The sequence below is a fragment of the Chryseobacterium sp. AG363 genome, assembly GCF_003610675.1.
Taxonomy (GTDB): domain Bacteria; phylum Bacteroidota; class Bacteroidia; order Flavobacteriales; family Weeksellaceae; genus Chryseobacterium; species Chryseobacterium cucumeris.
In genome coordinates this window covers 1,398,109-1,423,750 of record NZ_RAQF01000002.1, presented here as the reverse complement: position 1 = coordinate 1,423,750, position 25,642 = coordinate 1,398,109, and the positions used below count along the sequence as shown (strand labels likewise).

General features: G+C 36.0%; 22 protein-coding genes. 15 read left to right on the top strand and 7 right to left on the bottom strand.

All coding sequences use genetic code 11. The annotated features are described in order from the left end of the window. Window positions 1–53 precede the first annotated feature (53 nt). From kdsB to DEU39_RS06305, 4 genes are all read left to right on the top strand, one after another. Entirely contained in the window at window positions 54–776 is a 723-nt protein-coding gene (kdsB, locus tag DEU39_RS06320) for a 3-deoxy-manno-octulosonate cytidylyltransferase (RefSeq protein WP_062674902.1), read from the top strand. A 98-nt stretch (window positions 777–874) separates the two neighbouring features. Next, on the top strand, window positions 875–1,537 hold the full coding sequence (locus DEU39_RS06315) for a hypothetical protein (RefSeq protein ID WP_062674900.1): 663 nt from the start codon (window positions 875–877) through the stop codon (window positions 1,535–1,537). 34 nt (window positions 1,538–1,571) lie between these two features. Continuing rightward, a complete protein-coding gene (locus DEU39_RS06310; protein ID WP_062674898.1) occupies window positions 1,572–2,147 on the top strand; it encodes a glutathione peroxidase in 576 nt (191 codons plus the stop codon). A gap of 74 nt (window positions 2,148–2,221) precedes the next feature. After that, a complete protein-coding gene (locus DEU39_RS06305; protein ID WP_317041204.1) occupies window positions 2,222–2,737 on the top strand; it encodes a VOC family protein in 516 nt (171 codons plus the stop codon). 109 nt (window positions 2,738–2,846) lie between these two features. Here the strand turns inward: DEU39_RS06305 and DEU39_RS06300 are convergent, their stop codons facing one another. Then, window positions 2,847–3,503: an NAD(P)H-binding protein gene (locus DEU39_RS06300; protein WP_120231329.1), complete on the bottom strand. Its 657-nt coding sequence runs from the start codon at window positions 3,501–3,503 to the stop codon at window positions 2,847–2,849. Between the two features lie 115 nt (window positions 3,504–3,618). On the opposite strand from DEU39_RS06300, the gene DEU39_RS06295 reads away from it, so the two are divergent. Together DEU39_RS06295 and DEU39_RS06290 are read left to right on the top strand one after the other, a co-directional pair. Next, window positions 3,619–3,972, top strand: coding sequence for an MmcQ/YjbR family DNA-binding protein (locus DEU39_RS06295; RefSeq protein WP_062674894.1), 354 nt, complete (start codon window positions 3,619–3,621; stop codon window positions 3,970–3,972). 82 nt (window positions 3,973–4,054) lie between these two features. Further along, window positions 4,055–4,546 carry a hypothetical protein gene (locus DEU39_RS06290; RefSeq protein WP_228436674.1) on the top strand — a complete coding sequence of 164 codons (492 nt, stop codon included), beginning with the start codon at window positions 4,055–4,057 and terminating at the stop codon, window positions 4,544–4,546. Between the two features lie 39 nt (window positions 4,547–4,585). On the opposite strand, the gene DEU39_RS06285 is transcribed toward DEU39_RS06290, so the two are convergent. Then, window positions 4,586–5,506 (bottom strand): bifunctional riboflavin kinase/FAD synthetase, encoded by a 921-nt coding sequence (locus DEU39_RS06285; protein ID WP_062674889.1) that lies wholly within the window; start codon window positions 5,504–5,506, stop codon window positions 4,586–4,588. Window positions 5,507–5,795: 289 nt separating this feature from the next. Between DEU39_RS06285 and atpD the strand changes: the two genes are divergently transcribed. The 3 genes from atpD (at window position 5,796) to DEU39_RS06270 (ending at window position 8,571) form a co-directional block, all read left to right on the top strand. Continuing rightward, window positions 5,796–7,304, top strand: coding sequence for a F0F1 ATP synthase subunit beta (gene atpD, locus DEU39_RS06280; protein WP_120231328.1), 1,509 nt, complete (start codon window positions 5,796–5,798; stop codon window positions 7,302–7,304). A gap of 88 nt (window positions 7,305–7,392) precedes the next feature. Next, window positions 7,393–7,674: a FoF1 ATP synthase subunit delta/epsilon gene (locus DEU39_RS06275; protein ID WP_062674884.1), complete on the top strand. Its 282-nt coding sequence runs from the start codon at window positions 7,393–7,395 to the stop codon at window positions 7,672–7,674. 78 nt (window positions 7,675–7,752) lie between these two features. Further along, complete coding sequence (locus tag DEU39_RS06270; protein ID WP_120231327.1) at window positions 7,753–8,571, top strand: hypothetical protein; 819 nt, start codon at window positions 7,753–7,755, stop codon at window positions 8,569–8,571. Window positions 8,572–8,911: 340 nt separating this feature from the next. On the opposite strand, the gene DEU39_RS06265 is transcribed toward DEU39_RS06270, so the two are convergent. The 5 genes from DEU39_RS06265 to DEU39_RS06245 all read right to left on the bottom strand — a co-directional run bounded on the left by DEU39_RS06265 (window position 8,912) and on the right by DEU39_RS06245 (window position 15,578). Further along, window positions 8,912–11,101, bottom strand: a complete 2,190-nt coding sequence (locus DEU39_RS06265; protein WP_120231326.1) for a B12-binding domain-containing radical SAM protein — start codon at window positions 11,099–11,101, stop codon at window positions 8,912–8,914. A 157-nt stretch (window positions 11,102–11,258) separates the two neighbouring features. After that, window positions 11,259–12,020, bottom strand: coding sequence for a hypothetical protein (locus DEU39_RS06260; protein WP_120231325.1), 762 nt, complete (start codon window positions 12,018–12,020; stop codon window positions 11,259–11,261). A gap of 215 nt (window positions 12,021–12,235) precedes the next feature. Then, the gene (locus tag DEU39_RS06255) at window positions 12,236–13,114 is read right to left on the bottom strand and encodes a DMT family transporter (RefSeq protein WP_120231324.1); all 879 of its coding nucleotides are present in this window, start codon (window positions 13,112–13,114) and stop codon (window positions 12,236–12,238) included. A gap of 66 nt (window positions 13,115–13,180) precedes the next feature. Then, window positions 13,181–14,452, bottom strand: a complete 1,272-nt coding sequence (locus DEU39_RS06250) for an aminotransferase class I/II-fold pyridoxal phosphate-dependent enzyme (protein ID WP_174525202.1) — start codon at window positions 14,450–14,452, stop codon at window positions 13,181–13,183. Between the two features lie 88 nt (window positions 14,453–14,540). Next, the gene (locus DEU39_RS06245) at window positions 14,541–15,578 is read right to left on the bottom strand and encodes a PLP-dependent cysteine synthase family protein (RefSeq protein ID WP_062674872.1); all 1,038 of its coding nucleotides are present in this window, start codon (window positions 15,576–15,578) and stop codon (window positions 14,541–14,543) included. Between the two features lie 222 nt (window positions 15,579–15,800). Here DEU39_RS06245 and DEU39_RS06235 point away from each other — a divergent pair, with 222 nt between their 5' ends. From DEU39_RS06235 to DEU39_RS06210, 6 genes are all read left to right on the top strand, one after another. Further along, window positions 15,801–19,286: a DUF2723 domain-containing protein gene (locus DEU39_RS06235; RefSeq protein WP_062674869.1), complete on the top strand. Its 3,486-nt coding sequence runs from the start codon at window positions 15,801–15,803 to the stop codon at window positions 19,284–19,286. Window positions 19,287–19,375: 89 nt separating this feature from the next. Next, window positions 19,376–20,869 (top strand): hypothetical protein, encoded by a 1,494-nt coding sequence (locus DEU39_RS06230; RefSeq protein WP_120231323.1) that lies wholly within the window; start codon window positions 19,376–19,378, stop codon window positions 20,867–20,869. Window positions 20,870–21,002: 133 nt separating this feature from the next. Then, the gene (locus DEU39_RS06225) at window positions 21,003–21,527 is read left to right on the top strand and encodes a DUF1697 domain-containing protein (RefSeq protein WP_120231322.1); all 525 of its coding nucleotides are present in this window, start codon (window positions 21,003–21,005) and stop codon (window positions 21,525–21,527) included. Between the two features lie 448 nt (window positions 21,528–21,975). Next, window positions 21,976–22,785 carry a 3-deoxy-8-phosphooctulonate synthase gene (kdsA, locus tag DEU39_RS06220; RefSeq protein WP_120231321.1) on the top strand — a complete coding sequence of 270 codons (810 nt, stop codon included), beginning with the start codon at window positions 21,976–21,978 and terminating at the stop codon, window positions 22,783–22,785. A gap of 43 nt (window positions 22,786–22,828) precedes the next feature. Beyond that, window positions 22,829–25,066 (top strand): TonB-dependent receptor plug domain-containing protein, encoded by a 2,238-nt coding sequence (locus tag DEU39_RS06215; protein WP_062674861.1) that lies wholly within the window; start codon window positions 22,829–22,831, stop codon window positions 25,064–25,066. Window positions 25,067–25,199: 133 nt separating this feature from the next. Continuing rightward, complete coding sequence (locus tag DEU39_RS06210; protein ID WP_228436673.1) at window positions 25,200–25,580, top strand: HYC_CC_PP family protein; 381 nt, start codon at window positions 25,200–25,202, stop codon at window positions 25,578–25,580. The last annotated feature ends 62 nt before the right edge of the window (window positions 25,581–25,642 follow it).

The following is a 25,642-nucleotide window of genomic DNA, read 5'->3' as shown; positions in this document are numbered from 1 at the left end:
AGTGTTGGGATGAAACCTCCTGATTTAAAAAGAATTACTTAATATTGTATTGAATGAAAATAATCGCTGTTATCCCTGCACGTTACGAAGCAAGCCGTTTTCCAGGGAAATTAATGCAGATTTTAGGAGAAAAAACCGTGATTACTACAACCTATCAGAATGTAGTGGAAACCGGACTGTTTGATGAAGTATTTGTCGCCACAGACTCTGAAATTATTCTTGATGAAATCGTAAAAAACGGAGGAAAAGCCGTCATGACGGGACAACATGAGACTGGAAGCGACCGTATTGCTGAAGCAGTACAGAATATAGAGTGTGATATTGTCATCAATGTTCAGGGAGATGAGCCTTTCCTTAAGTTAGAACCTTTACGTCAGCTGATTGAAGTTTTCAGAAATGATAATCAACAGGAAATATCTTTAGCTTCTTTAAAAATACAGCTGCGCGAAAAAGAAGAAATTGAAAATCCGAATAACGTAAAAGTAATTACTGATAACAATGGTTTTGCTTTATATTTCAGTCGTTCTGTAATTCCTTTTCACAGAGAAGTTTCCTTTGATGTAAGCTATTTTAAACATATTGGAGTATATGCTTTCAGAAAAGAAGCGCTGTTGCAGTTTTCAAAACTGGCTATGAAACCATTGGAAATATCAGAAAAGATTGAATGCATCCGTTATCTTGAATACGGAATGAAAATCAAAATGATAGAAACCAATTTCGTTGGAGTAGGCATTGATACGCCGGAAGATCTGGAAAAAGCCCGAAAATTAATTTAAAATCAGAAGAATCAGCAAAACAAATCGGCCTTTTAGTTGTTTTGCGTTTTTGCAATTTTACATAAATCCCCCTATATTTGAATTTATAAATAAAATTAATGAAGAAGTTATTATTAGTATTTGGACTGATATTTTCGCATGTGATATTCGGACAGACCGCAAAGGAAATTATTGACAAAAACATTGAATTATCCGGAGGGTTAACCAATTGGAAATTATTAAACTCGGTATTGCTTCAGGGAAAAGTAATCCTGGGAATTAAAGATGAATATCCGATAAGAATTTTTCAGCAACGTCCAAATCTTACTAAAACATTGATTACGACCGGAGGAAAAGAAACTGCAATTGAAGGTTTTGATGGTACCAAAGGGTATGCAATGAATTATGCTGCCAATAAACTTCAGGAATATCCTGAATATGTGCCGGAAAGTTTCGATAATGATTTCATTGATTGGGAAAATAAAGGATTTGATGCCAAATACCTTGGAAAAGAAAAAGTAGGAGAGATCTATTGTCATAAGGTAGAACTTACCAAGAATGTGAATAAGAATATGTATTATTTTGATACAAAAACTTATATGCTGATCAAAGAAGTGAAAAAAGATGAAACATTGATCTATTCTGATTTTAAAAAAGTTGGAAACCTAATCATGCCTTTCAGAATTGAGTCTTCAAGTGCTAAAAAAGACGGAGATTATGTGATGTTATTAAACAGAATAGACATCAATAAAGTTTTTCCGGCTAATATTTTTAAATTTTAATTCAATTGCAGTTCTCTGCATAAAATTATAAGACATGAAAAAGATTTTCTTACTGCTGCTTTCTTTCATGGCATTTCTGCAAAGCTGCACCAACCAAAAAAGTGAAATTTCTAAAGCTAAAACCACAGAACTTATGGGAAAAACAATATATGACTTCAAAGTAGAAGGTCTTGATGGCAAAGAAATCAATTTTGCAGATTTTAAAGGAAAAAAAATCCTGATTGTCAATACGGCTTCAGAATGTGGATTTACTCCACAGTACGCAGATCTTGAAAAGGTATATGAACAATATAAAGATAAATTGGTAGTGATAGGGTTTCCTGCTAATAATTTTGGAGGACAGGAACCTGGAACCAACACTGAAATTGGGGCTTTCTGCCAGAAAAATTACGGAGTAACATTCCCGATGGCTGCTAAAGTTTCTGTAAAAGGCGATGATACAGCACCTATCTTTAAATTTTTAACAGAGAAGGAACTTAACGGAGTAAAGAATACAAGCATCCTTTGGAATTTTACGAAATTTCTTGTAGATGAAAACGGAAAATTGATTGACACCTTTGTAAGCACTACAAATCCCACGGATGTGGCTATTACAAAGTATCTGAAATAAAGATAAAAACTATATTTTTACAAGTGGGTGTTTTACATCCGCTTTTTTTATTTTTAACTAATAAACCGTTTCCTATGAAAAAAGTAATTTTTACCCTTTGTATCCTGGCTTCTTTTATGTTAGGCTTCGCTTTTAAAGCTGTTACAGAAAACAAACCCAATGAGATGAAAAGAGTTACCGGTATTGGTGGAATCTTTTTTAAATGTAAGGACACTAAGAAAATGAGAGAATGGTATGAAAATCATCTAGGGCTTAGTACCAATGAATATGGAGCTGTATTTGAGTGGTTTCAAGGCGCTGATAACTCTAAAAAAGGATTCAGCCAGTGGAGTCCTTTCGGTGAAAAAACGAAGTATTTCCTACCGTCCGAGAAAGATTTCATGATCAATTACAGAGTTGATAATCTTGAAAAACTGGTGGAACAACTAAAGAAGGAAAATGTAACCGTTGTAGATAAGATTGAGACTTATGAATATGGAAAATTTGTCCACATTATGGATATTGAAGGCAATAAAATAGAGCTTTGGGAGCCTAATGACATTGAATATGAAAAATTAGGACAGAAAATGGGCAGCAAAACCACAAAATAGGGAATAGATAAAAGGTAGAAGCATTTAGGGGTTAGGGAATTAATAATGAGAACTTCATCTTTAACCCGAACCCAATCACCTCGCATCCCGAACCCCGTATTTCAATCAATCATTCATTAGTCTTCTCTGCAAAACAGAAAATATTCCCCAGTTTGATACTGGAGTAGCCATTACTTTTTATTTTTGAAGAATTGATCATTGCCTTTGCTAAAATATCTGTTGGCAGAGGTTTTTGACTTTCTAACAACCCAAGTTTATTCGCAAATTTAATGATGCGGCTTCCCAATACTTCTCCGGTTCTTTCAGAATCTTTGCGTTCAAGCATTCCCGGTTTAAAAATAGTGATCTTATTGAAATGCAATTGTTTTACAGCTTCTTCCAGTTCCCCCTTCATTTTAGAATAGAAAATTTTAGACTGTGGGTTCGCTCCGTAAGCCGATACCAGAATATAATCTTCCACTTCATTCTCTTTTGCAGCTTTCGCAAATTCATACTGATAATCAAAGTCTACTTTCTTCTGGGCTTCTTTACTTCCGGCATCTTTTAAAGTAGTTCCCAGACATGAAAACGCCACATCTCCCTTCACCATCTCTTTCCATTCCTCCGGTTTTTCAAAATTCACCACATGAACTTTCAGCTTATCATTCTGAATATCAATAGGTTTTCTGACGAAAATATCCACTTCATCAAACTCTTTGTCATTCAGTAACTGATTGACAAGATCTTTTCCTGTGGCACCTGTAGCACCTATTACAAGAGCTTTCATAATAATTGCGGTTTTGTAAGATTATTTCTTTCTTAAATTTACTAAATTTGAATTAAAGATTAAAGAATTAATTTGATCATTACCTATTACTTATCACTTATTACTTATATTGAACATGGATGCCAACGATATTTTAGATTACTGCCTGGCCAAAAAAGGAGTTACAGAAAGCTTTCCGTTTGATAACGAAACTCTCGTGATGAAAGTAGACACCAAAATGTTTTTACTAATGGGGCTTGAGAGACAGCCGTTGGCCATTAATGTAAAAACAGATCCTGAATGGAGCGCAGAGCTTCGTGAGCAATATCCGCAGATCACAGGTGCTTATCATATGAACAAAACCCACTGGAATTCCGTAGCAGTAGATGGATTGAAAAGAGATCTGATCTTTAAACTCATTGATCAATCCTACGAGCTGGTTTTCAAATCCCTGACTAAAAAAGCACAGAATGAAGTCAATTCATTATAGTACATCAAATAAATTGAGGTACGGGATTTGTTATCTATTACTGGTGAAATAATATATTTGACATTAATAAAATAAATAACAAATGAGAAATCACCTTTTATTATTCGCAGCAGCCGGAACATTGATGCTGTCAGGCTGCACCAAGCCGGTAAATAAGAACACTACAGAAAAAAACACTTCTGCTGTATCAGCCTCTGAAAAATATCCCGAAACTCTTAAATTAGAATTTTCAGGAACAGATGCATTTACCATTAAAAATGCACGGCTCAAAGTGAGTTTATGTGGAATGGACGAAAAACTGGCTGATGCTCCTGCTACTTTAATTACAGAACAGGAATATGAACAGAAATCAATACCCTTCACCATCAATCTGCCAATACCTGAAGATGCCGGAAGCAAGATCAATCCAAAACCTGCCGGTCCTGCAAAATATTATGTAACCATAAGCTGGGATTCTGATGGAAACGGAAAAGCAGATCAAAAAGGAGATATCTTTATTGATTACGACAAACAGTTCCCGAATGTGAAACTGAATAATGAAACCCAGAAAATCTACTTAAAAGTATTAAAATAAACAAAAAGGCTATTCCCACCGAATAGCCTTTCTCTATATTTAAAAATCAAATTTTTCTGTTATTCTTTTATCCTCATCCAGTCTTTCAATCAATTTGTCCAGACCTTCAAATTTGATTTCATCATGAAGAAAATCCCTGAAACTTACCGTAATCTTTTCATCATAAATGTCATCATCAAAATCAAGGATATAAACTTCCACAGTTAGTTTTTCACCGTTTACCGTTGGATTGGTTCCGATGCTCAGCATTCCTTTATATTGGTTGCCCTTTACAAATACTTCTACAATATAAGCTCCCTTTTTAGGCAATAGCTTGATTGATTCAGTATCAATATTTGCTGTCGGATATCCGATTGTTCTTCCAATCTTTTTCCCATGAACTACAGTTCCGGAAACAGAGTAGGAGTATCCCAGCATTTCGTTAGCTTCCTTAACATTACCTGTTAATAGAGCATTACGTACTTTAGTGGAACTGATATTATTTTCATGAATATTAATTGCTTCCATCTGTTCTACCTCAAAATCAAGTTCTTTTGATAATTTCTGGAGAAGCTCAAAATTTCCGCTTTTATTTTTTCCGAAGGAATGATCGTATCCTATAATAAGGTACTTTACATTAAGTTTGTCAATTAAAATCTGACGTACAAACTCTTCTCCGGTCAGATTTCTGAATTCTTCATCAAATTCTTTCAGGAACAAATTATCAATGCCATATTTTTCAACCAGCTGTTTCTTTTCTTCCAGTGTATTGAGAAGCTTTAAATCTTCATTAGGATTAAAAACAAATCTTGGATGAGGCCAGAACGTAAGAATTGCTGTTTCCAGATTATTTTCTGTACCTATTTTAGTCAGCTCATCGATAATACTCTTGTGCCCTAGATGTACCCCGTCAAACATTCCTAAAGACAATGCTAAAGGCTTCTGTGAGGAGTAATCTGTAAAATTCTTGAAAACTTTCAAAACGGAAAAATTTTGATTGCAAATATAAAACCTTTATTTTTAATGTAACGGAGGGAATCTGAAAATTTGAAAATGAAAAATTTTGAAAAAAAATCCTACATTATATAATACTATAATAATAACAATTTAGTGAATTGCCAATTTGCTGTTAAATATAATGATAAATATTGAATTTTACATAGTAAATGACAAACTCATCCATCTCTTCAAAAGCATGATAAAAATCTTTTTTTTACCAATTGCGGGTTTATGAAGAATCACTATATTTGCACCAAGAAAAAATTTAGCAATGGCAAACCAAATTAAAGGTAAAATTTCTCAAATTATTGGTCCGGTAATCGACGTTGTCTTCACAGATGTGGAAGCTGTTCCAGCAATCTATGACGCGTTAGAAATTACAAAAGAAAACGGTGAAAAAGTAGTTTTAGAGGTAGAACAACATATTGGCGAAGATACAGTAAGATGTATCGCAATGGACGCTACTGACGGTCTTAAAAGAGGGCAAGACGTAATTGGATACGGAAATCCTATTATGATGCCTATCGGAGAGGCAGTAAACGGAAGACTATTCAACGTTGTTGGTGATGCTATCGATGGACTTCAAGATATTTCTAAGGATGGTGGTCTTCCAATTCACAGACCAGCTCCAAAATTTGATCAATTATCAACTTCAGCAGAAGTTTTATTTACAGGTATTAAAGTAATCGACCTAGTTGAGCCTTATGCAAAAGGAGGTAAAATTGGATTGTTCGGTGGTGCCGGTGTAGGTAAAACAGTATTGATTCAGGAGTTGATTAACAATATTGCAAAAGGACACGGAGGTCTTTCTGTTTTCGCCGGAGTAGGTGAAAGAACGAGAGAAGGAAATGACCTTTTGAGAGAGATGTTGGAATCAGGTATTATCAAGTATGGTGATGATTTCATGCACACTATGGAAAACGGAGGTTGGGATCTTTCTAAAGTAGACTTAGAAGCTATGAAAGATTCAAAAGCAGCATTCGTTTTCGGACAGATGAACGAGCCGCCAGGTGCAAGAGCGAGAGTAGCACTTTCTGGTCTTACATTGGCTGAGTACTACAGAGACGGTGGAGAAAGCGGACAAGGTAGAGACGTACTTTTCTTCGTAGACAACATCTTCCGTTTTACACAGGCTGGTTCTGAGGTATCTGCACTTCTTGGTCGTATGCCATCAGCAGTAGGTTACCAACCAACGCTAGCTTCTGAAATGGGTGCGATGCAGGAAAGAATTACTTCAACGAAAAATGGTTCAATTACTTCAGTACAAGCGGTATACGTGCCTGCGGATGACTTAACTGACCCGGCTCCTGCAACTACGTTTGCTCACTTGGATGCAACTACGGTACTTGACAGAAAGATTGCTTCATTAGGTATCTATCCGGCGGTAGATCCACTTGCTTCTACTTCAAGAATCCTTGCTCCTGAAGTTATCGGTCACGATCACTACAACTGTGCTCAAAGAGTAAAAGAAATCCTTCAAAGATATAAAGCACTTCAGGATATCATCGCAATCCTTGGTATGGAAGAACTTTCTGAAGAAGATAAAGCTGTTGTATACCGTGCAAGAAAAGTTCAGAGATTCTTATCTCAACCTTTCCACGTAGCAGAGCAGTTTACAGGTATCCCAGGATCATTGGTAGACATCAAAGATACGATCAAAGGATTCAACATGATTATGGATGGTGAGTTAGATCACTTACCAGAAGCAGCTTTCAACCTGAAAGGAACTATCGAAGAAGCTATCGAAGCAGGACAAAAAATGTTAGCTGAAAACGCTTAATAATTAGACATAAAGATTACAGATACCAGACATGAGACTTTAAGGTTGTCTGAAATCTGAAATCTGAAATCTTCAAATCTAAATTAAAATGAATATAAAAATTTTAACACCAGAATACGTAGTTTTTGAAGGAGAAGTAGACTCAGTATTGTTGCCTGGAAAAAATGGTGAATTTCACATCATGAAAAACCACGCAGGAATTGTTTCTTCTTTAATCGGAGGTGATGTAAAGCTTTTTGCTAACTCTATTGATGAGGCTTATGCTAAAAATTTCACTAAAGAAGCCGGAAAAGACTCTGTTTTTGCTTATGCTATCAAAAGCGGTGTTGTAGAATTTAATCATAATAAAGGAATTATCCTTTGTGAATAATTAAATGAAAAGCTAAATATATTTTCAAGAAAGTGTAACTTTGTGTTACACTTTTTTTATTTGTAAAAGTCTGATTGTATGAAGAGAGGCATAATCATATTATTTACAGTTCTGGGTATTTTCCTCCATGCCCAGAATATCAAAACCAAAAGAGGAATTATTAATCTTGACGGTATTCCGGTAGCTAAGCTCTCCAACAAATCCAGCGAATATACGTTTATGGATCTTAAAGAGACCCCGATGTATACGATTAAATTCATTGATAAAAGCATCGTGGATTCTGTTCGCGACAGTTATATCATTGTCAACAGAGTATATAACAGGGACAAAACCATCGAAATTGATTACTCGTCACCTTCTGCATTTTCCGGAGAAGAAAAATCTGCAGTCTTTACTTCAGTTAAAGATCTTAAAATTATTGATACCAAAGGGATCAATGTTAAAAACCTGGATGAGCTTTTTTCAAATGTCCCGAAAAGGAAGCTGGACGCTAAGACAAAAGATGCTTATGCGATCAGAAAAAAAATAGACAAGATGAATATTGAGGTCAATAAAGTGGGAGAGATCCTTAGTAATGGCGTTCCGGTGGGGTATTTTACCAATCTGCCGGTAAGTTTTGGTTCGGAAGATACCATTATGGACAAAACACCTATTGATATTGAAATTTATGATGCTAAAAGTAAACTTATCGGAAGGTATATCACCACAACAAAACAGCTGAAAACAGCGGGAGGTAAGTCTTTTACGATCTATAGAGAAATGTCCGGAAGGGCTTCAATCCTGAAATTTCCGACCTATAAAGCACTGGCTGAGCGCATGGCAATTATGGATCCCAATTTTATCAAAATACAGGAAAAAGTAAACGTAGGTACTGTTTCAAAAGAGACCCCTAATTAATGTAATACAGATTTTATCAATAGGAACGGGCTTTAGCCCGTTTTTTTATTATGGATCAAATTCATCCGGCTTTAGCCAAAACTCTAAACCACCCCGTCAAAAATTCTTTGAATGTTTTGCCACCCCTCCGGAGGAGGGGAATATTTTGCCGGTTTATTTATGGCAGCTAGAAATTTGGATTAATCTCTTCTGAATGTGAAAATGGAATGTCTTATCCTTTCAAATCCAAATCAGCGAGAGATGATCATTCAATAGAAAAAGGTTTTATTCATATAGAAAATTAACAATTCATAGAAAATTGTGTCTTTTTAAAAAATCCCTGACAAAAAAGTGGAAATTTTTATAAACTTAAAATCACCCCATTTTCCTTCAATTGTTGTATCGGTTTTGAGAACCAGAATAACTCAAAATCATCAAAATTTTCTTCAAATTGATTTTTAAGTTGTTGAATTGTAGGTTTTTTAGAATTTTCAATAGCATTCTCTTCCAATACATTCATCAGCCATTTTGCTTTTTCCTGTTCCAGTTCCACCTTCACAATATTGGTTTTTAAGTGGAATGTAAGAAGCGTATACGTACCTGAATATTTCTTTTTATTTTTTACGCGATTCTCAGCGATTACATTTTTGGTCAAAAAGACAACTTTTGAATTTGCTTTCAGACTGAACTGCCCATCTTCCAAAAGACAGTCATGAATATAATCCGGGTGAATGGTAGTCCTTGGAATTTTAAAATCAAACCAATCCTGAAGCGGCAGTTCGAAATTGACTCCATGCATATAATTGAACAGAGACTTTTTTAATCCGAAGCTGAACTTATTGTGATCGATTCCGGTTTTATCTTTAAAGTCAATATCATTATTAGCAAACAAAATTTCTTGTTTTACCGGAACTACTCCAAAATCTTCCGGGCTCATTCCAACGGGTGAGTGAGCAGTCATTGCGAACTGATGCCAGAATCCACTTTGAAGAATTCCCATCTCAAACATTTGTCTTACCATTTCAAGGGAGTCTACAGTTTCCTGAATGGTTTGGGTAGGATAGCCATACATCAGATACGCATGAACCATAATTCCTGCTTCTGTAAAATTTCTTGTTACATTGGCAACCTGTTCCACAGAAACTCCTTTATCAATTAATTTCAGCAGTCTGTCACTTGCTACTTCAAGTCCACCGGAAACAGCCACGCATCCTGAAAGCTTCAGAAGATAACAGAGATCACGGGTAAAGCTTTTTTCAAAACGGATATTGGTCCACCAGGTAACCACCAGATTTCTTCGGAGAATTTCCAGAGCAACCTCTCTCATAAGGGCAGGTGGAGCAGCTTCATCTACAAAATGGAATCCTGTCTCACCGGTTGTACGGATCAGTTCTTCAATCCGGTCTACCAGAATTTTCGCAGAAATAGGTTCGTAGATTTTAATATAGTCTAAAGAAATATCACAGAATGTACATTTTCCCCAGTAGCATCCGTGTGCCATCGTCAGTTTGTTCCATCGTCCGTCGCTCCATAAACTGTGCATCGGATTGGCGATTTCGATAACGGAAATATATTGATCCAGTTTTAAATCTGTATAATCAGGAGTACCTATTTCAGACTGTTTGAAGTCGTGTCTTCTAGAATTATTCTTGTAAACAACTTCATTATTTTCTAGAAGAAAAGTTCTTTTAAATTCACCTTCCCCGGCGGTAATTTCTAAATTTTGGTGAAGAAGTTCCAATGGAAGCTCACCGTCATCTAAAGTAATAAAATCAAAAAATTCAAATACTCTCTGGTCTTTAACTTCTCTTAATTCTGTATTGGGAAATCCTCCTCCCATCGCAATTTTAATGTGAGGATAATGCTTTTTGATCCATTGGGCACATTTGAATGCTGAATACAAATTACCAGGAAACGGAATGGAAAAACAAACAAGCTTTGGCTGAAAAGTTTCAATTTTTTCCTTAAGAATTTTTAAAGTAAACTCATCGATAAATGTAGGTTCACCAGATAATTTCGAATATAATTCATCAAAAGAATTGGCACTTTTTCCAAGGCGTTCTGCATATCTGCTGAAACCAAAATCGGAATCGATATTTTCCACAATATAGTCGGAAATATCTTCAAGGTATAGAGTTGCCAGATGTTTGGCCTTATCCTGAAGTCCCATATTTCCAAAAGCAAATTCCATATCATCCAGCTGGTTGAAACGGGAAGCTTCGGGAAGAAAGTTCATGCTACAGATCTGTCTTGCTAATGTAGGAGTTTTATCCTGTAAAAAAGTAATGACCTGATCTATTGTTTTTAAATATTCTTCTCTTAAGGCATAGATTCTCTGAGAATTTTCAGAGGTGCTATGAAGGTCAATTTCTTTACTGAAAACCTTCTGAATTCCATCCTTTGAAAATAATTCCAAAATAACATCAATCCCCAAATCTACCTGATAGCTTGAAATATTCTTGGTATTTAAAAATCCTTTTATATAAGCTGTTGCAGGATAAGGAGTATTAAGTTGGGTAAACGGCGGAGTAATAAGAAGCAGGTCTTTCAACAGAAATTTTTTGCAAAGTTATTCCAAAGTTTTTTTAGAAAAAAATTTTTTCCCCTGATTATAAACAGTGAAGAAAAGTCTTTAGAGATATTGCATTTATTACTATTCGATTTTTTTGATTCTTCTTATTTCCAATCCATGGAAGCAGCAAAGCATTTTAGAATAAATTAGAAGGTTTATTAAACAAAGCATCTGGAGAATTGCTGTCAATAAATGTTAAGAAAGCATCTTCGTCAAAGTATCCGTCTACATCAAGAATTTCAGCTTTCAGCAATCCGATTTCGCCAGGTTTTTCAAGGCTTATATTTTCAATAAACTTTCCGGTCTTGCCTGTTATTTCATTATGGAAACTGATTAAGTATCTGGAATAAATATTACCTTCAGCCACCGTGTAATGTCCGTTTTCTGCAATGAGAGAAGTCATAATGCTTCCTCCGATGTATGTTTCATTATCATTCCCCGAAGCACCAAACAATACTTTTGAGGTCACATTTCCGGAGCAATATAATGAACCGTTGATGATAATATTTTCCGCCTGTATATTACCGGTAACAATAAGGACAATATAATCCTCCACAAAAAGTTTCTCCGACAAGTGAAGATCACTATCGATAAGAATGATTTTATACCCTTCATCTTCTGAAGTAATCAGTTCCAGAGAAGTGTTGCTTTCATTTTGTATAAGAACAATTTCAGGAGCATCGTTTTCATTATTGATGTACAGGGAAGCGTCCTTTAACTTTTCTGCTGTTTCATCGTCCAGCATTTCGAAAAATTTAGTAAGGCTTTCTTCATCTATGCCGCTTTCATTGAAGAAATTGTTTTCCAGGGCTTCGTGAGCAATGCTGTATAGGTTTTCTGATTTTTCTTTGAGTTGTTTGTATAATTGGTCTTTGGTAAGTTTTTGCAATTCTTTCATCGGTTTTTAAAAGTATATACATTATCTATTCAGTGGGGGAAACACCTGTTAATAGACTGATGCAATATAGTCAGATAAATTATGTTACGCCAGAAAGAGATGTATTTTTTCAAATATTTTTTTATCGATGATTTCCTGAGCTGCTAGATCAGATTATTTCATACAAAAACCGAACTCATAAAGAAGTCCGGCTTTTGTATGATAATTTATAAGGGTTAAACATGGCCTATTTTCTTTTGATCCCCAATTACATTCAAGGTAACTCCGAAAAGAATTAGAGTAATCCCGATGAGTAAATTAGGAGTAAATTTTTCATGAAATATCAGGACACTGATTAATACAGCGACTACAGGTTCCAAAGCTCCTAAAATAGCAACCGGAGTAGAACCTATATATTTAATAGCAAATACCAAACATAAGCTGGAAATAACTGTAGTCAAAAATGCAAAAATAAGAAAGTTAATAAAAATTTCTGTTGAAGGAATAGCAAAAGATTCATTAGCCATCAAAGCTTTGGTCATAAAGAACATTGAGGTGAAAAGCATAGAATAAAACGTAAGCTTAAATCCTGAAACCTTGATATTCGATTTGTTGACAATGACCATATATAATGCATAGAATAGTGAGCTGAGCATTACAATTCCCAATCCTGCAAAATTAATTTCCAGTCCGTTTCCTTTTAAACATAAAACAATGACTCCAGCGAAAGCAAGAAGTAATGATGCTCCCGATAGTCTGGTTAATCTCTCTTTGTAAAAGAAAAGCATGATGAGTGCTACAATAATCGGGTAAATAAATAAAACGGTAGAGGCAATTCCTGGCGTGAGGAAATCATATCCTAAAAACAGAAACTCCGAAGAAAGGGCATAGCAGATTCCAAGGATGGCCAGAATTAGGGCTTCTTTTTTATTGATTTTAAAACTTTCTTTGGAATACAGCAAATATCCTCCCACCATTAAAGCTGAAAAGAAAAATCTGTAAAACAGCGTGATATCCATTGAAAAGTGTGCCTGCTTAACAGGCAGGATAAAAATAGGAATCATACCATATGAAACGGCTGATAAAATTCCCAGCGTGTAACCTCTAAGTTTCATTTGCTTTTATAGTTATTAAACAAAAAAGCCACTGAATCAATCAGTGGCTTTTTTTATTTTTATGAATTAAATCGGTTTAAAACTTAATCCTTGTTCCTGCAGTAATTTTTGTTCCTGCTCTTTGTAGTAGCCACCTACTAACTTATCATGAATTGCTTCAAACGCTGCCAGAGTTTCATTGATCTCTGCATCGGTATGAGAAGCGGTAGGAATAAGCCTTAAAAGAATCATTCCCTTCGGAATGACCGGATATACCACCACAGAGGTGAAGATACCATAATTCTCTCTTAAATCTTTTACCAATAGAGTAGCCTCTACAGGAGTTCCCTGCATCATTACCGGAGTTACACAAGTATTCGTGTCTCCAATATTGAATCCTCTTTCTGTAAGTCCGTTCTGTAGTTTGTAAACATTCTCCCAAAGTTTAGCTTTGATTTCAGGTCTTGATCTCAATAGCTCCAGTCTTTTTAATCCTCCGATTACCATTGGCATCGTAAGAGATTTTGCAAAGATTTGTGATCTTAAGTTGAATTTCAGATATCTGATGATTTCTTTGTCACCCGCAAGGAATGCTCCGAAACCAGCCATTGATTTTGCAAATGTAGAGAAATAGACATCGATCTGATCGTTACAGTCCTGCTCTTCACCTACACCGGCACCTGTTTTACCAAGAGTTCCGAAACCGTGGGCATCATCTACTAAAAGTCTGAACTGGTATTTAGATTTAAGATCACAGATCTCTTTGATTTTACCTTGTTGTCCTCTCATCCCGAAAACACCTTCTGTAATCACAAGAATACCTCCTCCTGTTTCTTCAGCTACCTTGGTTGCTCTTTGAAGGTTTTTCTCAAGACTTGCCATATCATTATGCTTGTAGGTAAATCTTTTACCGGAATGAAGTCTTACTCCATCCACGATGCAGGCATGAGAATCCATATCATAAACAATCACATCATTTCTGCTTACCAAAGCATCAATGGTAGAAACCATTCCCTGGTAACCGAAATTCAATAAATATGCTGATTCTTTTTTTACGAAGTCTGCCAATTCTCTTTCCAGCTGAAGATGCTGGTCTGTTTCTCCGGACATTGCTCTTGCTCCCATTGGATAGAACATTCCATATTCTGCAGCCGCTTTCGCATCCGCTTCTATTACTTCAGGGTGATTACACAGCCCTAAATAGTCATTAGCACTCCAGAAAATTACTTCTCTCCCCTGAAATTGCATTCTCGGGCCGATAGGTCCCTCTAATCTTGGGAAAATAAAATACCCTTCACCATAATCTGCAAATTGTCCAAGTGGTCCTGGATTTTCTTTTATTCTTTCAAAAATATCCAACATTGTATCGTAATTTTTAAGTAATAAAGCCTTTTTTGTCTGAATACGCAAAAGGCTTTATTTATTTGTATCGTGATTTTATTCGTTCTTATTTGATAAACTCGGTTTTGAAAACTTCGTCATAGTTGTGAACACAGTTGTTAACAAATCCTTGTTCTGCCATCCATTTGTCACTGTATACTTTAGTGATGTATCGGGAACCGTGGTCAGGATAAATCAAAACAACTACGTCATTTTCTGTAAGTTCATGAGACTGGGCATACTGCATCAATCCCTGGGTTACAGCTCCGGTAGTATAACCTCCCATAATAGCTTCTTTCAAAGCAATTTCACGGGTTCTGTACGCCGACATTTCATCATTTACCCTTACAAACTCATCTACCTTGTCAAAAAGCAGGGCAGAAGGGATCAGGTTTTTACCCATTCCTTCAATCTGATAAGGATGTACATCTTCTTTGTGGATTTCTCCTGTCTCGTGATAGCTCTTTAGAATAGAACCATCAGCATCAACACCAATAATTTTGATATCAGGATTTTTTTCCTTCAAGAATTTGGCAGAGCCGGATAGCGTACCACCAGTTCCTGTACAAGCGAAAAGGTGAGTGATCTTACCTTCTGTCTGTTCCCAAATCTCGGGACCTGTTGTCTGATAGTGTGCATCAATATTAAGTTCGTTAAAATATTGATTGATGTAAATAGAATTAGGAGTTTCCTGAGCGATTCTTTTAGCTACTTCATAATATGATCTCGGATCATCTGCCGGTACATTGGCCGGGCATATATATACCGTGGCTCCCAATGCTTTCAGATAAGCAATTTTTTCAGGTTTTGTTTTATCACTTACTGCAAGAATACATTTATATCCCTTAATGATACACACCATCGCAATAGAAAACCCGGTGTTACCGGAAGTAGTTTCAACAACTACAGAATCTTCCTTTAAAAGGCCTTTTTTCTCTGCGTTTTCTATAATATGAAGTGCGATTCGGTCTTTGGTGGAATGTCCAGGATTATATGATTCTAACTTGGCATAAATGGTTGCTGGAATATCTTTTGTCACAGTATTTAGCTTCACCATCGGAGTGTGTCCTATCAGGCCAAGAATATTATCGTAAACATTACTCATTATTTGTTATTTTCAATAAAAATCTGACTGCAAAAATACAAAAAAATAAATAATTACTAAACTTTTGTTTGATTTCTAGGGCATAGTTTGTAAAAAAATATTTTAGTATTTTCAGTTTTGACACGAGTATAATCGCAAATACTGCGCCAAAATTTTTAAATTTTGTTAAAACCCGCATAAAATAAGATAAAAGCCTTATTTTCGCATAATTGATTTAATACTATGAAAAATTGGACTTTTAGGCAATGGAACACCGTTTCAGGATGGGTGATTTTCGTTATTGCTTTCTTCACGTACTTGTCCACCATAGAACCCAATTTCAGTTTTTGGGATTGTGGCGAGTACATTTCTTCTGCAGTAAAACTTGAAGTAACGCACGCTCCCGGAGCTGCTTTATTCCAGATAGTGGGTGCCGTGGCAGCCATTTTTGCATTAGGGAAAGGCGAAAACTATTCTATCGTGATCAACGCGATGTCTGCATTGTTCAGTGCGCTGACTATTTTATTTTTGTTTTGGACGATCACTCATTTTGTGAGAAGACTTTTAAACAAAGATTTTGAAGAAATTACAAAACATCAGGAAATCTCTATTTTATTTGCCGGAGCGGTAGGAGCACTTTGCTTTACGTTCTCAGATACATTCTGGTTTTCGGCAGTAGAGGGAGAGGTTTACTCTATGGCTTCTATGTTCATTGCGCTTTTGGTCTGGTTAATCACCAAATGGGAGAATGAGTATCAGGCGGGAGACAGTGAAAGATGGATTATTCTTATTTTCTTCGTTCTAGGACTTTCTGTGGGAGTGCACATGATGTGTATGCTTGCAATTCCTGCCGTATGTCTGGTATACTATGCAAGAAATTACAAGTTTACCTGGAAAAACTTTATCTGGGCAAACCTAATTACACTGGGAATTTTGATTATCGTTTTCAAAATTATCTTCCCTCTAATTATGACAATGTTCGGAAGACTTGAGATTTTCTTTGTGAATGGTCTTGGACTTCCTTTCCACTCCGGAACAATTGCAGCATTTGTTTTAATGGTAGCGATCTGCTATTTCTTAATCAAATATGCAAAAAAAGCAAAAAGAAATATCTACCAGACGGCTGCATTATCTGTAGTTTTCATGATGATCGGATTCTCCTGCTGGATGGTTATTCCTATCAGAGCCAATGCGAATCCGCCAATGAACCTTAATGATCCGGATACAGCAATCGGGATGTTGGATTATTATAACAGAGAGCAGTATGGTGACTGGCCAACAATCTACGGACAAAACTATACAGCATTTCTGGATGCTAACGGAATTGAGAAAAACGAAGACGGAAGCTTTAAGACACAAAAAACCGGAGAAATCTACGAAAAAGACGAAAAAACCGGAACCTACAGAAAAACCGGAGACCGTTTCAATTATGTATTCAACAAGTCTCAGGTAAGCTTAATGCCAAGAATGTTTAATGAGGATAAGGATGTAATGGCCAACTATATTTCTATGTATGGTGCTCCTGATTTTACATTCAACTATGCGAATGAAGATGTGGCAGACAATCCACAGGCAAAGCAGATTTTTGATGAACTGAGAGCGAAATATGAAGACAAATCCATTACAGCTTCAGATTATCTGAAAGTAAAACCTTATAACCTGATCAATGTTCAGAAGCCTTCATTCCTTCAGAATATGGATTATTTTATTACGTTCCAGAACGGATATTATTTTGTAAGATACCTGATGTGGAACTTCGTAGGAAGACAAAATGATCTTGAAGGAAACATGGAAAGCACAAAAGGAAACTGGATTTCCGGTATTCCTTTCATTGATAATGCTACTGTAGGAAATCAGGATAAAATGCCTGCTAAATTCAAGAATGAAAGTACAGTAAAATTCTTCTTCCTTCCATTAATTCTAGGATTGATTGGGTTCTTTTTCCAGTTGAACAGAGACTTTGGAAGATTCTATGCACTATTATCTTTATTTATTTTAACAAGTGTAGGAATTGTTTTCTATACAGGGGTAAAACCTTTTGAACCGAGAGAAAGAGATTATGCGATGGTAGGTTCTTTCTATGCATTTGCGATCTGGATCGGTTTGGGTGCCGGAGCTATTCTTTGGTTCTTACAATCTAAAATAAAATCAAACGGGGCCAATATTGCTCTGGGAGTGGTTTTATTAGGAGTACCATTCATGATGGGCTTCCAGAACTATAATGTTCATGACAGAAGCAACAGATATACTGCATACGACTATGCGTATTCAGTGTTGAAATCATTACCGAAAAACGATATCCTTTTCGTTTACGGAGATAACGATACTTACCCGGTTTGGGCTATTCAGGAGACAGAACAGTTCAGGGATGATGTGAAGGTAGTTAACTTTACCCTTGCTTCAACTCCATGGAATCTGGATCAGATCAAAAGAAGAACGTATAATGCAATGGGAATCCCTAGCCAGCTGACACACGACGACTATAGAGATGGGGTAAACGACCAGATCTATATGATGAAGAAGGAAGATTGGGAAGGTGTTTTCTCTATGTTGAAAGAACAGGGAGCTCCGGAAACAGAATTCCAGTCTTTCAGAAAATATCTTACTCAGGATTCTTTAACTTTGAAACAGGCGATTGAATTCATTAAATTCAAATCTCCTGAAAAAGACGAATTGTTGAAAATGTATTTCGGGGAAGAGAAATTTGAAAAATACAATATCCTTCCGGTAAACAAATTCATCCTTCCTGTTAATAAAGAAAATGCTTTAAAAGCAGGAATTATCAACAAAGAAGATCTTCCAAACGTAGCCAATCAGATTATGATTACTTACAAAGGAAATACGCTTTATAAGAACAACCTGATTTTGATGGATCTTTTAGCGAACTTCGACTGGAAGCGTCCGATCAACTTCTCGTCAGGAGGTATTTACGACAGTGAGAATATTTTCTATCTGAACGATTATCTTCAGTTTGACGGATTCAGTTACAGATTAATTCCTATCCAGACACCTCCGAGCGCTGATGGAGATATGGGACGAGTAGATGCCAATTCTCTTTATAATGTAGTGAAAAGCTTCAGATGGGGGAACTTCAAAAACTTAAATGCTCACTTTGATGAAACGGCAACTTCCAATATCATCAGCTACAGAATGTCAGCAAGCAGAGCGGCGGCAGCCCTTGCGTTAAGCGGACAGAAAGCTAAAGCATTAGAAATTCTCGATCTTGCAGCGAAAGAAATTCCAGCAGAGAAATATAATGATCCTCGTTCTTTAAGTTCAATTGTTTCAGGATACATCATTGCAGGTCAGGAGCAGAAAGGTCTTCAGCTTGCTGAGGTACTTAAGAAAGGAATCTTTGAAGAGTATGATTATTATTTAAGTCTTTCTAAAGCAGATCAAAGCTATTTGAGAAGACAGATGAGAACAAAACCCATGGAATATTCTCTTGTGGTTTCTGCGGTAACAGATGCTTATACCAAGATCGGACAGAAGGAAAAAGCATATGCTTATCTGGTAAAATCCATAGAGCCGATTGACAAGAAGTTCAATGTATTTATCAAAGATCTTCAGGAAATGGGAAGAGATAAGGCGATGAAAGAGTCTGAAAATGTTCAGCAGATCACACCATTCTATCAGTACTTATTTGATGTCATGGAACCTTATGATTCTACGTATTCAAAAGAAAAGGAAAGTCAGATTACCAACGCGATTATCAAAGCGACAAAATAAAAATACTTTAAAACGGAACTTCGGTTCCGTTTTTTTATTATTGGCAATCATGAATATTAAGGTTATATTTGTGAAAGTAAAAATACATAATGTCCGAAACACAAAATAGCAAATTCCCAATCTATGCCGTCATTGCTACGGTTCTTTTTAAGCTTCTTTTTTTATTAACGCACTACATTCAGGAAGATGCATTTATTACCTGGAGGGTTGCCCAGAATCTGTTGGATTACGGAGTCATTGGCTTCAATGGAGATACCAGGATTTCTGCTTCTACCACACATCTGTATGTATTTGTATCCTATATTTTCAATCTTATTTTTGGAAAAGAAAATTTTATTGAGCCCCTTTTGATTTTTAATTCTCTACTGTTTACTGTAGGAACGTTATGGCTGTCTCATTTGGTTTTAAAAAATCCATGGCATAAAGCAATTTTTATATTTCTGATCGGGATTTTGCCGCCATCCATTAAAATTTCAATCCTTGGAATGGAGTATGGAATCCTGTTTTTTCTGGAGATGGCATTGCTGTATTATGGTTTCCATAAAGGGAAAAAATGGGTGGTGACCCTTCTTCCTGTTTTAATTATGTTTACAAGGATTGATACAGTAATCTTCCTGGGAATTGTATTTCTTGTAGATCTATTCTGGAACAGAAAAATCAGATGGAATTATATTTTTGGCGGAGCTCTTGGAGTCTTAGCTACGGTTGCTTTCAACTGGTTCTACTTTGGCGAACTGGTGAACAATACCATTACTGCAAAAAAATTACTTTACAGTGAAAATTTTACGATTCAGCAGCATATCGGATATTTCTTTAAAAGTTTCGGAAACTTCTGGGGAATGCTGAAAGTTCCGGGAGATTTCAATCCTATGACGATTGTAGTGTTGATTTTTGAATTGCTTTGCTTTATCTATCTGATCAGACAAAGAGAAAAAAGAAACTACTTTTTGTGGATGATTTTTCTTTTCGGATGGGCAAAACAAATCATTTTCATTTCTCAGAAGAGCTTGTTTGACTGGTATTATTGGGTGCCGCAGCTTTTACTTTTTGTTCCCGTTCTTATTTTTGTACTGGAACAGAAAGAGAGGAGAAACCTGTGGCTGTCATTGCTTGTTATATTCTATATCTTCCCAATGCTTGTCTTCCAGACGGTTCACTGTATTGCGACAGGAAACGGAGAGTGGAACTACCGCAGAACAATTGGTACATTTTTAAATCAATATGAGAAGGATAAAAACCAGTGGATTTTATTGGAGCCGGCAGGTTATGTGCCCTATTTTTCAGGATTAAAAACGATTGATGAGGTTGGATTGGTTGATAAACAGATTCAGGAGGAAATTAAAAAAGATAAGGTCAATTACTGGATCAACACGGTAAAAAACAGAAAACCGAAATATCTTCTTTCTTATCAGAATTTATACGAAGAAAAGAATGCCAATTCAGAGTACTATAAAACTCATTATAAGCTTCTGAAAGAATTCCGTGTGAAAGATCATCTGAAAAGTGATCATAAAATTCTGGAAAAAATTTACCATCTTAAACCTTCCGGAACAGACTATAATTTGTACATTAGGGTTGATTAAAAGATTGAAATATTTAAAAATTGAAAGAATTCAGAAAAAAGTTTTATAATAACTCTTTCACACTAATACTCTCAAAACCTCCGACCCAACAATCACTGCAACCTAATATCTAAAACCTAAAACCTGAAAAAAAATGAAATACTGTGCTTTTCTTCGTGGCGTCAACGTAAAAGGAACCAATATGAAAATGGCAGATGTATGCCAGGTTTTTAAAGATGCAGGAATGAAAGAGGTAAGTTCCATACTGGCTTCCGGAAATATTGTTTTTTCGTCAGATAAAAATACGACAGAATTAAAAACTATTCTGGAAAAAGCGATGTCGCAACATTTTTCTTATGAAGCTTTTTTGTTTGTGAAATCTCAGAAAGAAACTGAGGTTTTCTGGAACAGTATTCCTTTTGAAAAAAAAGACGAGCTTCATATTTATGGGTTTGTCGGAATTCCCGGAGTGGAAAAGATTTTAATGGAAGAGTTTCAGAAAGCAGGTCAGGTAGAAAATGAAAAGGCTGCAATCGTTAATGATATATTTTACTGGCAGGTTCCGAAAGGAAATACCTTAGATTCTACCTTCGGGAAAGTATTAGGTAAAAAGAGCCTTAAAGATCAGTTTACCAGCAGAAATGTGAATACGTTTGAGAAGATTTTGAAAAAATTCTAAATATATCATTGCAGATGCTTCGACAAGCTCAGCATGACACCGCTAAAAAATAACGTTAATATGATGTGGCTTCGACTTAGGTTTTTGTACATTGATGGTTTATACTTTGTATTATAATTTTCACATTAATAAAACAGCTAGTATTAGGGTTGTCATGCTGAGCTTGTCGAAGCATCCATCAATTATAACTTATCCAGTGCCGATTAACAGTTAGTATTAGAGCTGTCATGCTGAGCTTGTCGAAGCATTTATCACTTATCAATTATCCAGTGCCGATTAAAAGCTAGTATCAGAGCTGTCATGCTGAGCCTGTCGAAGCATCTATCAATAAATAATAAGAAATCCAAAAGCCAAAAACTATTGCAACCATAGCCTGTTAAAGCAATCAAATAATTTCCATTTGTGAAACTTTCTCAGTATTTTTACTGAACTTTTTAATTACAACAAAATGATTCAGTATTTAGATAATATTTCGCACAAAGATTCAAAAAACTTTTTCCTTATTGCCGGACCTTGTATTATTGAAGGGGAAGATATGGCATTAAGAATTGCTGAAAAAGTAATCAGCATCACAGATAAATACAATATTCCTTATATTTTCAAAGGAAGTTTCAAAAAGGCTAACAGAAGCCGTGTAGATTCTTTCACAACCATTGGTGAAGAGAAATCTCTTGAAATCCTTAAAAAAGTAGGAGAGACTTTCAATATTCCTACCACAACAGATATCCATGAAAATGAGCATGCAGCATTAGCCGCACAGTATGTAGATGTTTTACAGATTCCTGCGTTCCTTGTACGTCAGACCGATCTATTGGTAGCGGCAGCCCAAACAGGAAAATGCGTGACTTTGAAAAAAGGCCAGTTCCTTTCTCCGGAAGCGATGAAGTTTGCGGTTCAGAAAATTACAGATTCCAATAACGAGAAAGTAGCCATTATTGAAAGAGGAAATTCTTTCGGATATACAGATCTGATTGTAGATTACAGAGGAATTCCTACGATGAGAGAATACGCTCCAGTGATTTTGGATGTTACTCACTCTTTACAACAACCTAATCAAAGCTCAGGCGTTACAGGAGGAAGACCGGATCTTATTGAAACCGTTGCCAAGGCAGGAATTGCAGTAGGAGCAGACGGAATTTTCATCGAAACGCATCCTACACCGGAAACCGCATTATCTGATGGTGCTAACATGTTAAGATTAGATTTATTAGAAGATTTGTTACAAAAATTGTCAAGAATTAGAGAATCGATTTTGTAATTGTTAAAAAAACATTAATTTTAGAAATTCTAAAACATTTCTTTTGAAAAAACTAGTTTTACCGCTAAGCCTTATGGTCCCTGTACTGTTTTTCTCCCAACAAAGGAAAAAAGATACAGCGACTACTAAAGTAACCGATATAGAGGAAGTTGTCTTCCAGAAAAAAGCAACAGGAAGAACCAATGACCTTACCAATGTAAGAATTTCAGCGAAAGAAGCGAAATCAGTAGCTTCGATTAATGGAGGAATTGAAGGATTGCTTAAAACATTACCTTCCGTAAACTCCAACACAGAGCTGTCCTCACAATATATGGTTCGTGGTGGAAACTATGATGAAAACCTTATCTACATTAATGATATTGAAATCTACAGACCTTTCCTGATCAGAAACTCTCAGCAGGAAGGGATGAGTATCATTAACCCGGATATGGTTTCCGCAGTGAATTTCTCTGCAGGAGGATTTGAAGCCAAATATGGTGATAAAATGTCTTCCGCTTTAAATATCTACTACCGAGAGCCAGAAAAATTTGAAGTTTCAGGTGAGGCCAGTTTAATTGGAGGAAGGCTGACAACTGGTTTGGCTTCCAAAAATAAAAAATTTACCGCCTTATTTTCCGGAAGATACAGAAATACCAATCTTGTTCTTAATACCTTAAAAGAAGATACCGATTTTAATCCAACATATTGGGATTTCCAGTCTTATCTGAATTATCATGTCAGTGATAAATTTACGATGTCATTCATCGGATATTATTCCAAGAATGATTATGAGATGATCCCAAGGGCAAAAAGTGTTACTTTCGGAAGTCTTCAGCAGCCTATTACCGTTAATATTGGATATGGAGGTCAGGAAAATGACCAGTATAAAAACATGATGGGAACATTCTCTATGAACTATAAGCCGGCAGATAAGTGGAAGCTTACTCTGGATGCCTTTGCTTATCAGAACAGAGAAAGAGAATATTACACGATACAGTCAGCATACGAGCTTCAGACCTTTGATCCTGTGACGCAGCAGCCTGTCACATCTTTCGATGTTGGAGGGCAGATAGAACATGCAAGAAATGATTTGTTTGTAAGAACATACGGAACACAGTTCAGAGCAAAATTCTCTCCCAATGTCAATACAGACTTTGAGGTTGGATTTAAATATGAAAAAGAAAATCTGAAAGATCTTACCAATGAATGGAAATTGGTAGATTCTGCAGGATACAGTATTCCAAGACCGGAAGTCATTGATCCTAGAACCGGAACTACAGGAGATCTCAAGCTTGCTTATTATATTGCCGGACAAAATAATATCGAACCGACAAGACTTTCTGCCTATGCACAGTATTCTCAGAAATTCTATTGGGGAGCCAGTAAAGTATTTGTGAATGCAGGAGTACGTGTGGCCAACTGGAGTTTCAATAAAGAAACCATATTCTCACCAAGAGCTCAGTTTGCGATCAAACCGGATTGGGACAGTGATATGTTGTTTAAAATTTCAGGAGGAATCTACTATCAGGCTCCTTTCTATAAAGAAATCAAGGATTTAGATGGTAATTTTAACTCCAATATAAAATCACAACGCTCTATTCAGGTCATTCTTGCCAATGATTACGAGTTCGAGATGTACGACAGACCATTCAAACTGACAACGGAACTTTATTACAAGAAAATGGATAACCTGATTCCTTATTATATGGATAATGTAAGGATTCGTTATTCCGGGCAAAATAATTCAAAAGGATATGCTTATGGTATCGATACCAGACTATTCGGAGAATTTGTTCCGGGTGTGGATTCATGGTTGTCTGCAAGTTATGCCAGAGTGTATGAAAATATTGATGGAAGAGGAGATATTCCAAGACCTACAGATCAGAGGCTGAGGTTTGCGATGTTCTATCAAGATTATATGCCAAGCTTCCCGTCTATGCGTGTGAACCTTACTTTAGTATATGCTATGGGATTACCTACGGGAGCTCCCGTAATGTTTAACAGCAACGGACAACCGGATTTTGGTTCAGCTTATAATTATCAGCAGACGCTGCCTTCTTATAAAAGAGTAGACTTAGGATTGACAAAGGTATTTATTGATCCGAAAGAAAAAAATAAGAGATCGGGTTTCTGGGGTAATTTTGAGGAACTTACATTAGGTGTTCAGGTTTTCAATGCATTTAACATTAACAATACTGTTGCGAACCAATGGATCACAGACTATAACAGTAATTATATGTATCCTGTTCCGGTACGTCTTACGGGACGTTTCTTTAATGTGAAGCTGGAATTCAAACTATAGAATTACTATCAAAAATAAAAATAGCAGAAAGCTTCCGAAAATCCGGAAGCTTTTTTGTTTACCCGAATTTTATAACAACATTACCAAATTCTATAACAACGGTTTCAGAGATATTTTTATCTTTGTCTTACCAATGAAAAAGATTCTTGCCATATTGTTTTCTATTTTCTACTTCGGGTTTTCTTCCGGAGCAGCTTTTAGCATTCATTATTGTATGAAAGAATTGGTTTCTGTAAGTCAGAAAGCGGATGATATCTGTGCAAAATGTGGTGTTAAGGAAAAAAAAGGATGCTGTAAAACAGAGATCAAAATCGTAAAAGTAGACGATTCCCAGAAATCTGATTATCTGAACGTTGATTTCTTAAGTGCAGTTTCAGAGATACCGGTGAAACATCAGTTTTCCGCTATTGATAAGTCTTTTTCTGCCACCAAATTTACTCAGATCCAGATCAATGCACCGCCTGAAAGCCGGCCGGTACCTATTTACATCAATCATTGTAATTTTAGAATTTAGAATTTGTCAGTCGTTTCTGGTATAATATATACTGTTATGAGCGACATGCTCTGACGCATTTA

What these genes read in the sequence shown, in the direction of transcription:
- kdsB (WP_062674902.1), top strand. Translation starts at nt 54, where the DNA reads ATGAAAATAATCGCTGTTATCCCTGCACGTTACGAAGCAAGCCGTTTT.
- DEU39_RS06315 (WP_062674900.1), top strand. Translation starts at nt 875, where the DNA reads ATGAAGAAGTTATTATTAGTATTTGGACTGATATTTTCGCATGTGATA.
- DEU39_RS06310 (WP_062674898.1), top strand. Translation starts at nt 1,572, where the DNA reads ATGAAAAAGATTTTCTTACTGCTGCTTTCTTTCATGGCATTTCTGCAA.
- DEU39_RS06305 (WP_317041204.1), top strand. Translation starts at nt 2,222, where the DNA reads ATGAAAAAAGTAATTTTTACCCTTTGTATCCTGGCTTCTTTTATGTTA.
- DEU39_RS06300 (WP_120231329.1), bottom strand. Translation starts at nt 3,503, where the DNA reads ATGAAAGCTCTTGTAATAGGTGCTACAGGTGCCACAGGAAAAGATCTT.
- DEU39_RS06295 (WP_062674894.1), top strand. Translation starts at nt 3,619, where the DNA reads ATGGATGCCAACGATATTTTAGATTACTGCCTGGCCAAAAAAGGAGTT.
- DEU39_RS06290 (WP_228436674.1), top strand. Translation starts at nt 4,055, where the DNA reads ATGAGAAATCACCTTTTATTATTCGCAGCAGCCGGAACATTGATGCTG.
- atpD (WP_120231328.1), top strand. Translation starts at nt 5,796, where the DNA reads ATGGCAAACCAAATTAAAGGTAAAATTTCTCAAATTATTGGTCCGGTA.
- DEU39_RS06275 (WP_062674884.1), top strand. Translation starts at nt 7,393, where the DNA reads ATGAATATAAAAATTTTAACACCAGAATACGTAGTTTTTGAAGGAGAA.
- DEU39_RS06270 (WP_120231327.1), top strand. Translation starts at nt 7,753, where the DNA reads ATGAAGAGAGGCATAATCATATTATTTACAGTTCTGGGTATTTTCCTC.
- DEU39_RS06260 (WP_120231325.1), bottom strand. Translation starts at nt 12,020, where the DNA reads ATGAAAGAATTGCAAAAACTTACCAAAGACCAATTATACAAACAACTC.
- DEU39_RS06255 (WP_120231324.1), bottom strand. Translation starts at nt 13,114, where the DNA reads ATGAAACTTAGAGGTTACACGCTGGGAATTTTATCAGCCGTTTCATAT.
- DEU39_RS06245 (WP_062674872.1), bottom strand. Translation starts at nt 15,578, where the DNA reads ATGAGTAATGTTTACGATAATATTCTTGGCCTGATAGGACACACTCCG.
- DEU39_RS06235 (WP_062674869.1), top strand. Translation starts at nt 15,801, where the DNA reads ATGAAAAATTGGACTTTTAGGCAATGGAACACCGTTTCAGGATGGGTG.
- DEU39_RS06230 (WP_120231323.1), top strand. Translation starts at nt 19,376, where the DNA reads ATGTCCGAAACACAAAATAGCAAATTCCCAATCTATGCCGTCATTGCT.
- DEU39_RS06225 (WP_120231322.1), top strand. Translation starts at nt 21,003, where the DNA reads ATGAAATACTGTGCTTTTCTTCGTGGCGTCAACGTAAAAGGAACCAAT.
- kdsA (WP_120231321.1), top strand. Translation starts at nt 21,976, where the DNA reads ATGATTCAGTATTTAGATAATATTTCGCACAAAGATTCAAAAAACTTT.
- DEU39_RS06210 (WP_228436673.1), top strand. Translation starts at nt 25,200, where the DNA reads ATGAAAAAGATTCTTGCCATATTGTTTTCTATTTTCTACTTCGGGTTT.